This window comes from Desulfococcus sp. (genome assembly GCF_041737845.1).
Classification (GTDB): domain Bacteria; phylum Desulfobacterota; class Desulfobacteria; order Desulfobacterales; family Desulfococcaceae; genus Desulfococcus.
Map to the genome: position 1 here is coordinate 1 of NZ_JBGSQX010000004.1, position 14,417 is coordinate 14,417.

10 protein-coding genes are annotated in these 14,417 nt (G+C 63.1%); 3 read left to right on the forward strand and 7 right to left on the reverse strand.

Features of this window, described 5'->3' with window-relative positions; genetic code table 11:
• Positions 1–282 precede the first annotated feature (282 nt).
• Together ACEW8N_RS00310 and ACEW8N_RS00315 are read right to left on the reverse strand one after the other, a co-directional pair.
• Complete coding sequence (locus ACEW8N_RS00310; RefSeq protein ID WP_373497788.1) at positions 283–2,358, reverse strand: molybdopterin-dependent oxidoreductase; 2,076 nt, start codon at positions 2,356–2,358, stop codon at positions 283–285.
• 185 nt (positions 2,359–2,543) lie between these two features.
• Complete coding sequence (locus ACEW8N_RS00315) at positions 2,544–2,849, reverse strand: hypothetical protein (RefSeq protein WP_373497789.1); 306 nt, start codon at positions 2,847–2,849, stop codon at positions 2,544–2,546.
• 656 nt (positions 2,850–3,505) lie between these two features.
• On the opposite strand from ACEW8N_RS00315, the gene ACEW8N_RS00320 reads away from it, so the two are divergent.
• Entirely contained in the window at positions 3,506–4,555 is a 1,050-nt protein-coding gene (locus ACEW8N_RS00320) for a hypothetical protein (RefSeq protein ID WP_373497790.1), read from the forward strand.
• Between the two features lie 160 nt (positions 4,556–4,715).
• Here ACEW8N_RS00320 and ACEW8N_RS00325 read toward each other — a convergent pair whose 3' ends face one another.
• The 4 genes from ACEW8N_RS00325 to ACEW8N_RS00340 all read right to left on the reverse strand — a co-directional run bounded on the left by ACEW8N_RS00325 (position 4,716) and on the right by ACEW8N_RS00340 (position 10,996).
• On the reverse strand, positions 4,716–6,125 hold the full coding sequence (locus ACEW8N_RS00325; protein WP_373497791.1) for a trimethylamine methyltransferase family protein: 1,410 nt from the start codon (positions 6,123–6,125) through the stop codon (positions 4,716–4,718).
• 221 nt (positions 6,126–6,346) lie between these two features.
• Entirely contained in the window at positions 6,347–7,831 is a 1,485-nt protein-coding gene (locus ACEW8N_RS00330) for a sigma-54 interaction domain-containing protein (protein ID WP_373497792.1), read from the reverse strand.
• A 70-nt stretch (positions 7,832–7,901) separates the two neighbouring features.
• Positions 7,902–9,521, reverse strand: coding sequence for a hypothetical protein (locus ACEW8N_RS00335; RefSeq protein ID WP_373497793.1), 1,620 nt, complete (start codon positions 9,519–9,521; stop codon positions 7,902–7,904).
• A 26-nt stretch (positions 9,522–9,547) separates the two neighbouring features.
• Entirely contained in the window at positions 9,548–10,996 is a 1,449-nt protein-coding gene (locus ACEW8N_RS00340) for an MBOAT family protein (RefSeq protein ID WP_373497794.1), read from the reverse strand.
• A gap of 303 nt (positions 10,997–11,299) precedes the next feature.
• On the opposite strand from ACEW8N_RS00340, the gene ACEW8N_RS00345 reads away from it, so the two are divergent.
• Entirely contained in the window at positions 11,300–11,947 is a 648-nt protein-coding gene (locus ACEW8N_RS00345) for a response regulator (protein WP_373497795.1), read from the forward strand.
• 49 nt (positions 11,948–11,996) lie between these two features.
• Positions 11,997–13,796: a CHASE4 domain-containing protein gene (locus tag ACEW8N_RS00350; protein ID WP_373497796.1), complete on the forward strand. Its 1,800-nt coding sequence runs from the start codon at positions 11,997–11,999 to the stop codon at positions 13,794–13,796.
• Here the strand turns inward: ACEW8N_RS00350 and ACEW8N_RS00355 are convergent.
• On the reverse strand, positions 13,774–14,417 hold a 644-nt coding region (locus tag ACEW8N_RS00355; protein ID WP_373497797.1), incomplete at its 5' end, for an OB-fold nucleic acid binding domain-containing protein. The genes ACEW8N_RS00350 and ACEW8N_RS00355 overlap by 23 nt on opposite strands.

Below are 14,417 nucleotides of genomic sequence, written 5' to 3' on the forward strand. Positions count from 1 at the left end.
GGCGGCGGCGGTCTCCGCCGCCCCCATGTCGGGCACGGCCGCCAGGACGGTCCCGTCGGCCGGGTTGGTGACGGCAAAGGTCGAACCCGAGGCGGCATCCTTCCACTCTCCGTTGATGTAACACTGCTGCCGGAGCAGCCGGGTGTCTGTGAGTCTGAACATGGTTTCTTCTCCTTTCGGCAGACAAAAAAGCCGGGCTCTTCCTTTTCTGGGAAAACCCGGCTCAATGGTCTGATCATATGAAGCGGCGGGAGGACGCAGGCCCCGGTCCGCCGCCCGGCATCACGCTTTGGTCACCCCGACGAAGAACTCCTGATAGGCGACGGCGCCGCCGGCCGGGTCCCAGAGGTCTAAACCGCCCTGCATGAACTTGTTGTCGGCCAGGCCCTTGCCGAAGGCCCGGGTCTCGACCGGAAGCTGATGGCCGAAGCCGTGGATCACGAAGACCGCCTCGGGGTGGATCACGTCGGTGGTCTTGACCTTGATCTGCTCCCAGTAGCCGTTGCGGCTGACCTTGGCCTGGCCGCCGTCCGCAAGGCCCAGCTTCCTGGCGGCCTCGGTGTGGATCCAGAGTTCGTTCTCCGGCATCTGCTCGGCCAGCATGGGGTTGTTGACCGTGTGGCCCTGGGTGTGGAGGGCGCAGCGGCCGAAGGTCAGGCGGAACTGTCCTTCGGGCGGCCGGGCCGGCGACTCGTAGGGCTTGAGGGACGGCAGGCCCTGCTTCTCCAGGGTCTCGGAGACAATCTCGAACTTGCCGCTCGCGGTCTTGAATTTGGGCGGCAGGTAGTTGGGCTGGTCGCACAGCGCCACGAAACCCTTTTTCTTGAAGTCATCCAGGCCCACGCCCGTTCCCTCGAGCTGGAACCTCCGGATCTCGTCGATGGAATCATAGACCAGTTCGGGTAGATGGAGACGTTTGGCCAGGCCCGAGATGATCTCCCAGTCGGCCCGGGTGTCATAGCGGGGCTCCACTACCCGGTCCCGGACGAAGAACTGGGGCTTGAGCCCGCCCTTGGCGGCCACGATGCTCTCCCGCTCCAGGTAGGGCGAAAGGGGCAGGACCACGTCGGAATACCAGGCCGTGTCCGACCACGAAAAGGTCACCGAGACCATGAGGTCGAGGTTGTCGAAGATCTGCTTCAGCCGGTCGGGGTCGGGGAATCCCATGAGGGGATCGTGGCGGTAGGCGATGTACGCCTTCACCGGGTAGGGGTCGCCGGTCTCCATGGCTTTGAACATCAGGTGGGGCAACCCCGGCCCCGCCTCCAGGTGGGGGTAGCGCCAGCCCGCGCCGTCGGCGCGCTTCTCCTCGGGCTTGGGGTAGAGATCCAGGAAGGACTTGAGCCCCTTGCGGCCCACGTCCCCGGGCTTGCTGGCGACGGGCAGGCCTCCCTTGGCGCCGATGGCGCCCAGAAGGGCGTTGATGATGTAAATGGTGCGGCTGACATAGAAGGAGGTGGTGTACCGGGCGGTCATCCACCCCGGGTGCCATATCACGGCAGGGGCCGCGGCGGCGAGTTCCCGGACGAACTGGCGGAGCGACACCGCCGGCACGCCGGTTTCCGTCTCGGCCCATTCAGGGGTGCAGGGCTTGACAAAGTCTTGCAGGATTTTGAAATCCTTGAAATATTTCTCGACGTAATCCTTGTCGTAGAGATCCTTGGCCAGAATTTCGTGGATGACGGCCAGGTTGAAGGCGTAGTCGGTTCCCGGCCGGACCATGAAGAAGCGGTCCGCCTTGGATGCCGAGATATTGCCCCGGATGTCGATGACCGTGAGCTTGCACCCGGCCTCCATGGCGTCCATGAGGTTGTTGACCTCCTGGACGTTGATGGACTCGAAGATGTTCCGGAGCTGCAGCACCACGTGCCGGGCGTTTTTCAGGTCGTAGACCAGGTCCTTGCGCCCCATTCCGGTGACGGAAATGCAGGCGTGCTGGACATTGCGGGCGCACGAGGTGTCGTGGTTGCAGTAGTTGGGCGTGCCCAGGCCCTTCAGGAAGGCCCGGTGGAAGTCGCGGAAGGGGCCGCCCCGGTCGGAGAAGGCGATCCCCCGGGCGCCGTATTTTTCTTTGATGTCGGACAGCCTGCCGGCCACGTAATCCAGGGCCTCGTCCCAGGTGACGGTCCGCCACTTGCCCTCGCCCCGGGCACCCTCCCGGATCATCGGCGCCTGAGGGCGCTCCCGGTCTTTAACGAGGGCGATGCCCGCGGCCCCTCGGGGGCAGACAGCGCCTTTCATGGCCGGTACGTGCGGGTTGCCCTGGAGGAAGCGGACCTCGCCGTTCTCCACTTCCGCCTGGATGGGGCACCGCACCGTACACATCCCGCAAACACTGTAGACATTTTCTAAAGCCATATTTCTCTCCTTGCCTCACCGCCCGGATGCAGTCCTGTCAGCGGTGGGTCTACCAGATTTTCTCGGCACATTTTCATGCCTATCCCTTTATATTTTGTAGAAAACACTATAATTTAGCACAGGAGAGGATTTACTGTCAACATGGAGATTCGGCGCCTGGGGAAGGCGCCGCCGGGACGAACCCCTTAGAAAATATCCCCGCAGACCCGGAAATACATGCTCTGGTAATCCGGATGGGACCGGATGAAGCGGGGGACTTCGGATTCGGGCAGGAACGACACCTGCCACTTGGGATACCGGGTCTTGCCCATTGTTTTATGGGCCAGGACAATGCAGTTGCCGGGAATCGCGCAGGCGGCATCCAGGCCGCGTTCACCGTCATCCCGGGACCCGCCCAGAACATACCGCCGGATGTTTACGCGGCAGCGCTCCGGGAGTTCATCCACATGAATTGTTTGAAGCATCTCCATACGGTCCTCTATCTGCGCCATCGGTTTTGCCGCTCCGCCCTTCCCTCTTTGCCGTGCCGAGCATCCCCGCCGCCCCCGGGCGGTCGGCATCTTTCCCCGGCATTCCATCCCGCCGACGCTTCCGGGAGGGGGACGATGACATGCCGTCCCGTCCCACCGCAAAGCGCCCGGGAAAACGGCGCCCGATGACCCCGGAGGAACTGGTTATGCGGCAGCGTCGTGAACGCGCGTAAGCGTGAGATGGATGTCAGGATCGTTTCATTCGAGGGGCTGAATAATGGGGTCAGGGTATCGGCATCCCGCCAACAAATCAAGATCCTTTTTTCGGCCTCCCCGGTCACGGCATCGCCATGGCATTTGAAATCAAGGTGTTATTCGGAACATCCCCCGAAATGAATCCTCATCCTGCTTTCAGGCTGCAGCAGCCGTTTCCCCCGACGCAACAGAAAGCATCGGAGGGAGTCTGGAAGATTTCACGGCGGCCCCTTGCGTCCCAGCCGGATCTGTTTAATGTTATCTCATATCCTTCGGTCATGTCCATCCGCCGTGACGACTTTTCCAGTCGGCAGTTCCAACAGTTTTAACAATACCCGATCCTCACTGCGCGGCCGAAACCGAGCAAGGTCCGATTCCCGGGCACTTTTTCCTTTTACAACGAAACTTCAAGGAGATGTCCAATGAGAAAACAAGCAAGATCGAGCTGGTTCCCGATGCGTTTCCAGGTCGCCGTCCTGGCGATATTGCTGTTGATTCCCGCATCCGCCATGAGCGCGCAGGTCCTGATCCCCCACATCACCGGAAGCGGCGGCTTCTGGCGAGACTATCTGCAGGTCGACAACCCCACGGAGACGGAAGCCTTTTTCAAGGTGAGCATCATGGACAACGGCCCCGTCATATTTGAAGAGACCTACTCCGTGGAACCGCTTGGCGAAAAGGTCATCGACCTGAAGACCCTGGTCCCCACGATCAACTCCGGCGCCGGGGTGGTCGAATTCGACGACAGCTTCCAGTTGAACGTCCGCCTCTCCTACGAGAACAAAGCGGGCGGGGGCGTTGCGGAATTCCGGCTGACGGATGAAGTCGCCGGCACCCTGGGCTTTTATTTCAGCAATTTCACGCCGGCGGTCGATTGGAAGGCCATTTCCATCACCAACTGGTTGGGGGATGAAGGGATCACCCTGTTTGCTTTGGGCGACAGCAGCGTCCTGGGGATTCAGAAAATCACCGTCAAGGAAGGCCAGAAAGCGGTCGGCCTGCATACGGCTTGGTTCCCCGCAGTCCCGGCAAGCAGCATCAAAAAGATCATTGCCGTGTCGGCCGGTACGGCCGAGTTGAGCGGCGTCACCATCGCCGGCAACAACGCCAATTCCTTTTTGCTCTTCACCCCGGCGGCCGCCGTGGCCACCTTCACCGTCCATGCCGGCACCTGGCGCGGTACCCTCAATTCCGCACCTCCCCGCATCCTGGTCTTCAAGTTCGGCCAGACCGATGAAAACATCTCCGGGACCTTTGAGGTCAGCGACCCCGCCTGCGGCTATGTCGACGGCATTTCAGCGACGGGCAGCGTGGCCGGCACCATCGAAGGGTCGTACACCTGTCAGGGAAGCCTCAAGAAACTGGAGTTCAAAAACACCGCTGTCAACAACAACATCATGACCGGGGAGTATATCGAATACGCCAACGGCGCGCAGACCGGTTCGGGCACATTCGAGGTCACCCGGGATTAGCCGCCCGTTGCAGGGGCTTGATCGTTTCACCTCCTGATGCACACAGGAGGAGAAGGGCAGCAACCCCTCTCCTCTTGTGACACTCCGTGTGGCGCCGGCAGCCTCCATCGGCCTCCGGGATCACCCCGGCATCGGATGCACGCCGAAGGCCGAATGCTTTCTACAAGGTATCGATATACCTCCGGAGGGCCTTGTCCGTCTCCCCGGGAAGCGCCGGCTCCTCGTAAGCCGCCAGGATCTCCTTCCATTTCCGGTTGGCCCGCTGCTCCAGGGTCAATCCGCCTTTCTTGCGCCAGTTGGCGAAATTCTCCCGCTCCTCCATGATGGGGGCATAGAATTCCTTCCGGAAATTCTGGAAGGTGTGCATCCGGGTCAGGTACTCGCCGCCCGGCCCGACCTGACGGATGACCTCCAAGGCCAGCTTTTCCGCTGAGATCTCCTCGCCCCGCTTGATGCGCTTGCACATGCCGCAGATTTCATCGTCGATGACGAACTTCTCATAGGAGGCCATCATGTAGCTCTCGAGGATGCCCGCCGAATGGAGAACGAAATTAACCCCCGAGAGGGTGGCCATGAGCTGGCTCATCATGGATTCCATGGCCGCCTGGGAGTCGGGGATCTTGGCGTCCGTCAGGGCCCCGCCGCCCCGGGAGGGGATGCCGTAGAACCGGGCCATCTGTGCCGTCGCGGCCGTATTCACGGCCATCTCCGGAGCGCCGATGCTGAGGGTCCCAAAGCGCATGGCGGCGGCCGACGACGAACCGGCGAAGACCACCGGCGCGCCCTCCCGGACCAGCTGGGTCAGGGTGATGCCGGCCAGGACCTCGGCGTTCTGGACGACCAGGGTGCCCTCGAGGGTGACCGGCGACGTGGCGCCGGCGATGGAGAGGGAGGAGATGAGCTGGGGCATGCCCGCCTCGGCATAGGCCATGATCGCCCCCAGCATCCGGTCGTCATACCCCAGGGGGGTCCGGGAGCAGAGGATGCTGATGAAGGGCGGGCGTTCCGCGAGGGCCGCCTTCCCGCCGAAGACGAGGGCGGCCATCTCGATGGTCTCCCGGGCCGCCTGCTCCCCGATGGCGCCGCCCATGAAGGGCTTGTCCGAATACCGCATGGAGGCATACATCATCTCGGCGTTGCGCCGCGCGTGGGGGATGTCGTTTGGCTCGGCCATCATCCCGCCGGTGATGTCCATGGCGAGGCTGGCATAACTCATCTTGACGAAATTGATATAGTCCTCGAGGACCGATTCCCGCCGGCCCCGATCGAGGTCGGTGACAAACGGGGGGCCGTAGCAGGGAATGAAGGCGACGGTGTCACCGCCGATGACCACGTTCTTCCCGGGGTCCCGGGCATGGAGGGTGAACTCGGCCGGGGCCTTGGTCGCGCAGGCCTCCACCAGGCTGGGGGGAAAATAGACCCGCTCGCCCTCGACCCTGCAGCCGGCCCTGGCCAGGACCTTCAGCGCGGGCGCGTAGGTGAAATCGACCCCCACGGTTTCCAGCACCTGAAGCGTCGCGGCGTGGATCTCCTCAACCGATTTCTGATCAAAATACTCGAAATAATGCATACGCCATCCTTTGGGTTCCAGTGTGAAAGATGTATGGAATCCCATATGACAAAGCAATGGGCATGCCACGGATGCCGCATCGGGAGAACGGGCGATGCGGCATATTGTTTTCTTCAGAAATACAGCAGGGTTGAAACCCTCTTCGACGGCACGGATGCCCTCCCCAGGACTGCGCGGCATCGGAAATAAGCCATTATTTTGTCAAAACATTTTGTCTGTTTTCACCGGGGGACAAAATCCTTTCGGTTGAGGCCGTATTTTTTCAGCTTGTAGTGGAGCGACTGGGGAGAGAGGATGCCCAGCATCCGGGCCGCCCGGGCAACATTCCCGCCCGAGGCCCGAAGGGCCCGCCGGATGGCCTCCTTCTCGACGCTGTCTTTGGCCCGCGCGAGGGTTTCCATGGGCGGACCGTCATCCGGCACGGGCGCCCGGTCTTGCCCGGTCGGCAGGGGCGGAGAGGGAGCCGGAATTTCACAGGAAAAGGGCGGGAACGGCGCCGACGGCTCCCTCCGGTCATATCCCGGGCAGAACGACTGGATATGCCGGGGCAGGTGTTTCAGGTCAATCACGCATTCCCCGTCGCCGATGACGTTCATGGCCCCCTCGATGACATGGGCCAGTTCCCGGATGTTGCCGGGCCAGGGATAGCCCTGGAACAGGTGCATCACGTTCTCGGAGACCGCCGCGACCGACTTTTTCAGCTCCCGGCTGGACCGGTCGATGAAATGGCATGCCAGGGCCGACAGGTCGCCCCGGCGCTCCCGAAGGGGCGGCATGGCGATGACGACCACCCCCAGACGGTAAAAGAGGTCCTTCCGTAGGGTTCCGCGGGAAATGGCCCGGTAGGGGTCTTCGTTGAGGGAGCTCACGAGCTTCACGTCCACCGGCGTCTCCGACGGGGAGCCGATCCTGCGGATGCGCTTCTCCTGGACGACCCGGAGCAGCTTGGCCTGCAGCGACAAGGGCATGGCGTTGATCTCATCCAGGAAGAGGGTCCCGGAGGCGGCCTCCTCAAAGAGCCCCGGCCGGTCCACCGCACCGGTGAAGGCCCCCCGGCTCGTGCCGAACAGGATGGCTTCCAGCAGGTTTTCGGGGATCGCGGCGCAGTTGATGGGGATGAAGGTGCGCGGCCGCATCGGGCCGTGGTTGTGGATCGACTGGGCGATGATCTCCTTTCCCGTGCCGGTCTCGCCGAATATCATCACCGCCGACGGCGAGGCCGATGCCATCTTCGCGGTCTCCACGGCCTTCCGCAGGCCGGGGCTCGACCCGACGATGTCCCCGAAGGCATACCGGGTGCCGTTGCCGGGCGCCTCCGGTTTCTTCCCGGACGACGGCGAGACGATCTTTTCGACCATCTGGTAATCCTTGGTGAAGCTGATCGCACCGACCAGGCGGCCTTCCGCGTGGATCGGATAGACGTTGCTCACGACATTGGCGAACCTGCCCAGGCGCGTCCGGTAAAAGATGGGCTGGTGGGTAATGGGACGCCCGGTATGGAGGCATCGCATGGTGGTGCTCTGTGCCTCGGTCAGGTCGTAAACCTCGACGATTTTTTTCCCGATCGCCTCCCCGGGCGGCAGATCGTCGATGCGGCCCTGGGCATCGTTGTAGTAGAGGATCGTTCCCCCGGCATCCGCCACGATGACCCCTTCGTGAAAGCTGGAGAAAATCGACCGGAAATCGATGCCGGAAATCACGGCCATCCTTCCTCCTTTCCGCCCCCCGTGAGGAACCGCGAGTGCCCCACGTCCGTCAGGCGCCGGCGCGCCCACCTCATGAGGGGCCTCCGCCCGCCTCGACGGGAACGATGCGGACCCCCAAGCGGCGCGTGTCCTTCCCGCCCGGGGGGACCCAGGTTTTGTCCGCCCTGACGACAAACAGCCGGCTGACCCCCGAGGGGACCTCGGGCAGGGTGATGCGAACCCGGGACGGCTCCCGGAAGGTGTGGCGCACCTGACGGCCGCCGCCGTCGATGGTGGCCGTGATGGGCAGGGCGTCGCCGGACGCGTCGCACGAGAGCCAGAACTCGTGACGGTCCGGGCGGTCCTCGGGCGCCGCCACCGCCAGGTAGGCCGGGTTGCCGTCGGTCGTCCACAAATCGACCGTCAGCCCCAGGGCCACGATGCGGCCGCCCGCAAACGCGACCTTGTCCGGGATCGGGCTCGTCTTCACGGCATCGGCCAGAGCCGTCCCGAGGGTCCCGTTGCCGCTTTCGGCGGCCGAAGCCAGCATCATCGAAAGGATATCCCCGTCATGGTTTCCCCTTTCAAAAGCCGCTTGGGCAAGGGCCATGGCGGCCTCCTTCCTTCCGGCGCGATACATCTCTCCAATCTGCATGGCCTCACGTCCATAGCGCCGCCGCTGGTCGAGTTCCGAAATTGTAAACCGGAGCGCCGCGATATCCCCGCGCCGCCTGCCGCGGGCCGCTTCGTCCGGCAGCGCGGCCAGGGAGCGTTCGAGGGTATCCGCCCAGAGGCTGAGGGTCAGGTATTCGGCGCCGGCGGCGTTGAGGTGGTCGCTGTCCCAGAACATGCCGTCCTCCCCGAAAAAAGATGCCTGGTAATCGAGGGTCACGATATTGTCATAGGGTGCAAGCATGCCGCCGACGGTTTCATAATACCCTTCGACGCTGGGGATGAACCTTCGGGCTTCGTCGAAATAGGCCCGGGTGACGGGCATCCGGACCAGGATCACCTCCAGCCCGGCGTGGGCGGCAAGGTCCAGAATCCTCTTGAAATAGGCCGCCAGGCGGTCGTCAAAGTGGTTCGTGCCGGAGAGCTGGCCCGCCGCGCGGTCCCGGGCGACAGCCGCCCGGTCCGGCCTGAGCGAGAAGTCGTCCCGGTTCTGGACAAACCCGCGGACCTCCGGGGTCAACTTATCGGGATCGACGGGGTGGAAAAAATCCATGCCGTTTCCCAGAAACGGGAAGCAGGCGGCGATCATCCGGCCGGCCAGGGAAGCATCCCCGATCATCCGCGCGGCCTCGACATAGTCGACATGCCTCCGCCAGTACCAGGGATCCCGGAAATAATGGGTTTCAAGGGTCCGGGCGGCGAAGGAATGGAGTTCGACGGGCAAAACGACGGTGCGGAGCCGGCCCGGGCCCCCGGCCAGGACCGATTTGAGCTTGTAGTAATTGAGGGCGTAATGCTCCGCCTGGGAGGAAAAATTGAAGGAATTGGGGATATCGAGGGTGCTGAGGCCGTGCTGAGCATGGGAGTCGCCCAGAAACAAAACCTCGACCCCGCCCCGGCACTGGGCGAAGGCCCGGTCGGTCCGCGCCAGGATGTATTTCGACAGGACCTGCCTGTGGTAGACGGCGTTGACCCCCCACACGAGGAGGGCGAACAGGGTGAGATATGCCCCCGCGCGGGTCATGAAGCCTCTGGTCATATTGCTCCCGGGGTCGGCCATGGGTTTCAAAACTGGAAGTAGATGAAGGGCGTCTTGCGGAAGACGCCGAACAGGAGGATCGCGAAGACGGCGCCGTAGGAGGCGGCCCAGGTGATCCAGAGGGGTTTTCCCGCGAGCATCTCCCGGAGCATCCCTTTTTCCTGGAGGAAATGGACCGCTTCCATGACGAGGATGGCGCCCAGGGCGATCCCCAGGTCGGCCGGGTTTGAAAAGACCGGGGGAAAATCCGAAAAGAGCGGCGTCCGCCACGAAAAGAGGTGGGTCGCCACGTGCACTGCGTCGTCCATGGTGTTGGCCCGGAAGAAGATCCAGGCAAAGGTTGCGAGGTGGAAGGTGATAAGGACCTTGAGCGCCCCGTGGAGCCGGGGAAGCCGGGAGAGGCCCAGGCGGCCGGCCGCCTTCGCCCGCAGCGGCCCGGTGACGACACCCCCGATCAGGTAGAGGCTGTGGAGAACGCCCCAGGTGATGAAGGTCCATCCGGCCCCGTGCCACAGCCCGCAGATGAAAAAGACGACGAAGAGGTTGAGGCACCGGCGCCCCGTCCCCCGACGGTTCCCGCCCAGGGGGATGTAAAGATAGTCCCGGAGCCAGCTTGAAAGGGAGATGTGCCACCGCCGCCAGAATTCGGCCGCGGATGCGGCGGAATAGGGGCGCCTGAAGTTTTCCATGAGGGAGAATCCCAAAACCCGGGCCGCGCCGATGGCGATGAGGGAGTAGCCGGCAAAATCGCAGTAGATCTGGTAGGAATAGAGATAGGTGGCCGCCAGCAGGGGCAGGCCCGAGAAGCCGGCCGCGTCGTTGTAGACGGCGTCTACATATCCGGCGAGGCGGTCGGCGATGACGATCTTGAGGAAGAACCCCCAGAGCATGAACCACAGGCCGTCGGCGATCCGCCGCTCATCCGGCCGGTGGGGGGTCCGGAACTGGGGCAGCAGGTTCCTCGGGCGTTCGATGGGGCCCGCAACAAGCGGAGGGAAAAAGGCGACACCGGCGGCGAAAATGCCGAAATGCCGCTCGGGCCGGAGCTGCCCACGGTAGACGTCGATGATGTAGCTCAGGGTGTGGAAGGTATAGAAGGAGATCCCCACCGGCAGCAGGACCCTCAGGTACGGCAGGTCGAGGGAGATGGACCAGGCCGCAAGGATCACCCGCAGCGAATCGCTCACGAAATTGAGGTATTTGAAGGCGGAGAGCAGGCCCAGGCCGACGGCGATGCCGAGGCCGAGCAGCAGCCTCCTGGCGCCCCGGGAATCGGTCCGGTCCATGGCCAGGGCCGCGGCCCAGGGCACCGCCGTGGAAAAGAGGAGGAGGACGGCGTATTCCGCTTTCCAGCTCATGTAGAAATAATAGCTCGCGCCCAGAAGCAGGACCCAGCGATGCCGGTGGGGCAGGCTGAAGTACGCCAGGGCGACCACGGAGAAAAAGATCAGAAAGTGCAATGAATTGAATGCCATGTGCCGGACCTGCGGGCGGCCTTCCAAAAGCCGCCCTTGAATTGGACAACCCCGCAAAACGCCGATTGCAGCCGCAGCCGACGCCCCTGACCCCTGCTGTTTATATCGCCTGCGGGCAGGGCCGTCAATCCCCTGTTCTCCCCCCGCCGCCGGGATTGGTTTTGGGCAATAGAAAGACGCCGCCTGGAAAGAAAAACCCCCTTCATCCCGGACAGTAAAGTCTTGACAGAAGGGCGATAAGAGCCATATCCTGCTTACCAAGCCCGCATCCGTTCGGCATTTTCAAAAAGGAACATACCGAAAATGAACATAAGGGTCTTGATCGCTGACGATCACGCCATTGTTCGGGAGGGTTTCCGCGCCCTGATCGACCAACAGGCGGACATGCAGGTGGTGGGGGAGGCCGAAAACGGCAGGAAGGCCGTCCTCCTTGCCAAGAGGCTGCTGCCCGATGTCATCATCATGGATGTCAGCATGCCCGATTTGAACGGCATCGATGCGACCCATCAGATCCGATCCGAGGTTCCCAAAACGAAAATCATCGCCCTGTCCATGCATTCCGACAAGCGCTTCGTTTCGGGAATGCTCAAGGCCGGCGTCTCCGGGTTCCTCCTCAAGGAATGCGCCTTCAGGGAACTCACGACGGCCATCCATGCCGCTGTTGCAGGCGGGCATTATCTCAGCCCAAAAATCGCCGCCACCGTGGTTCAAGACTACGTCCGGCAGACGGATGCCCTGCCCGCTTCATCTTCCCAGCCTCTGACGCTCCGGGAACGGGAGGTGCTCCAGATGCTCGCAGAGGGCGGGAATACCCGCGATATCGCCGCCGCACTCCACATCAGCGTGAAGACCGTCGAAGCCCGGCGGCGGAGCATCATGGAGAAGCTGCGGATCACGACCCTTGCCGACCTGATCAAATACGCCCTTCGGGAGGGGCTGACCAGCCTCTAATTCTAAGATATATCCTGTGTATATCTTTCGGCGGGAAACAATGATGAACATGCGCTTCAAAATTATGGGGATCCTGTTGTTCGTCCTGACGGGGTACATCCTGCTGAGCCACGGCGTCCAGCGTTTCGTTATCCTGCCCAGCTACGCCAGGCTGGAGCAGGAGGGGGCCGGAAAGGACGTTTCGAGGTGCATCGAAGCGCTTCGCCGTGAAATTGAGCATCTGGATGCCGTCACCCACGACTGGGCCGCCTGGGACGACACCTATGCATTCGTCCTCGACGGAAACCCCCGCTATCCGCAGTCGAACCTGCTGCCCCAGACCTTCACGGACAACCGGATCAACCTTCTCTATATCCTTGACTCAACCCGGAATATCCTTTGGGGCGAAATCAGGGATATCGAAAGCGGCGACACCATCAGTCTGCCGGCGTTTTCAGAGGATCTCCAGAAACACACCCCGAAATTGTTCAGCAACCAAGAGATCGAAAGTTCCGTGTCGGGGATGATATCGACATCCGGCGGCCCCCTCCTCATCTCTTCGCGGCCGATCACCACGAGCGACCACTCCGGGGCGGTGATCGGCCACCTGATCATGGGGCGTTTTCTCGACCCGGGCTTTGTCCGGATGATGGAGGATCAGACCCATATCCGGCACCGGTACCGCCCCCCGGGCGATGCGCCGGCAGGCCTTCTGGAAAGCCTCTCCGGGATGACGGCGGACCCGCCGGTCGTCTTCACGGCGCCGGACGATCATACCCTCTCGGCCTGGAGCCTCATCCGCGACATCAACGGGGCGCCGCTGCTCGTCCTCGAGGCGGACATCCCCAGGACAATCTATCAGCACGGCGCAGACACCCTCAAATTCGCCCTGATTTCCGCGGGACTCTCGGGAATGATCCTGCTCGCGATCCTGATGATCCTCATGAACACCATCGTCACCCGGCCGCTTTTCCGACTGACCCGGTGGGCTGTCGCCATCCGGGATTCCGGCGACCTGCCGCCGCCCCCCTTCCCCGAGCGCAGGGACGAAATCGGCGTCCTCAGCCGCGAGTTCAACCGGTTGATCCGGCAGCTCCGGGAGGTTCACACCGGTCTGGCGGAGGCCAACGAGCGGCTGCATCATGAAATCGGCGAGCGCATTCAGTCGGAAGAGAAGCTCCTCGTCAACCAGCAGAAGCTGCGCGCGCTCTCGTCCGAGATGACCCTGATCGAGGAGCGGGAGAGGCGGCAGATCGCAGCAGACCTCCACGACCGCATCGGCCAGAATTTGGCCCTCACCCAGATCCGGCTGGGCATGCTTTCGGCCTTGGGGGCCCCAAGCGATCGCAGGGACGACCTGCGGGAGATCGAGGCGGCCATCGACGCCATCATTCAGGAAACCCGGACGCTCATTTTCGAGATCAGCCCGCCTGTTCTTTACGAGATCGGCATCGGTGCCGCCATTGAATGGCTTGCCGAAACCATGGCAGCCCAGCACGGCATCCGGATTTCCGTCGTTCTTGGGCCGGAGAGCCGCGACATGGATGACACCCTTCGGGTGCTTATATTCCGAGCCGTTCGGGAACTCCTGCTCAACATCATCAAGCACGCCCGGGCCCGGAACGTCGCCGTCCGGATGGCCGCCCATCCCGATGCCGTCACCATTATGGTGGAGGACGACGGGGCCGGATTCGACGCGGCCCGCGTCGCGGCAGAGAACGCCGGGGCCGGCGGATTCGGCCTTTACAGCATCAAGGAGCGGTTCCACATGCTGGGCGGATCCGTGGAGATCGACTCCCGGGTGTCGGAGGGAACCCGGGTGACGCTCACGGCGCCCGTGAAACCCCTCAAGATTTCCGGCGGGAAATAACCGCACCTCCATCCTCTCTTTCCCCTGTCCGCACGGGACCCATGAACCGCGGATACGCTTCCCGGATCTCCAGGGGCCGGACATGGTCCACCGTGAGGGTGACGGCCCCCCACTCCCGCGCCACCTTTCCGGACAGGACATAGGGGCGGTCGACCTCCAATATCCGGCAGAACCGGTCGTAGGCCCCGGGGAAAAAGACGGTCTCGACGATCCCGGTCTCGTCCTCGAAGGAGAGGAACTCCATGGGCTCCCCGTGCCGGGTGCGGATCTTCTTGCCGGTGATCAGCCAGCCGGCAACGCGGACCGTCTTCCCCGCATGCCGGTCGAGCCGGTCGGCCTTCACGGCCCCGGCGACGGCCGGGTCCCCCTCAAAGAGGACCATGGGGTGGCGGTCGCACAGGAACCCGAGAACTGCAAACTCCCGGCGGAGGCGGACGATCTCGGGGTCCGGCTTCAGGACCGGGAGATCTGCCCCGTCCCCGCCGCCGAAGAGGGGTTGTGCGCCGCCCCGCATATGCTCCCGGCGCTCCCACCGCGCCAAAGCCCACATCAGGGAGGCCCGACTTGCCCCAGGCAGGAGGCCGTCCAGGGAGCCGCACCGGACCAGGGCCCGGGCCTCGG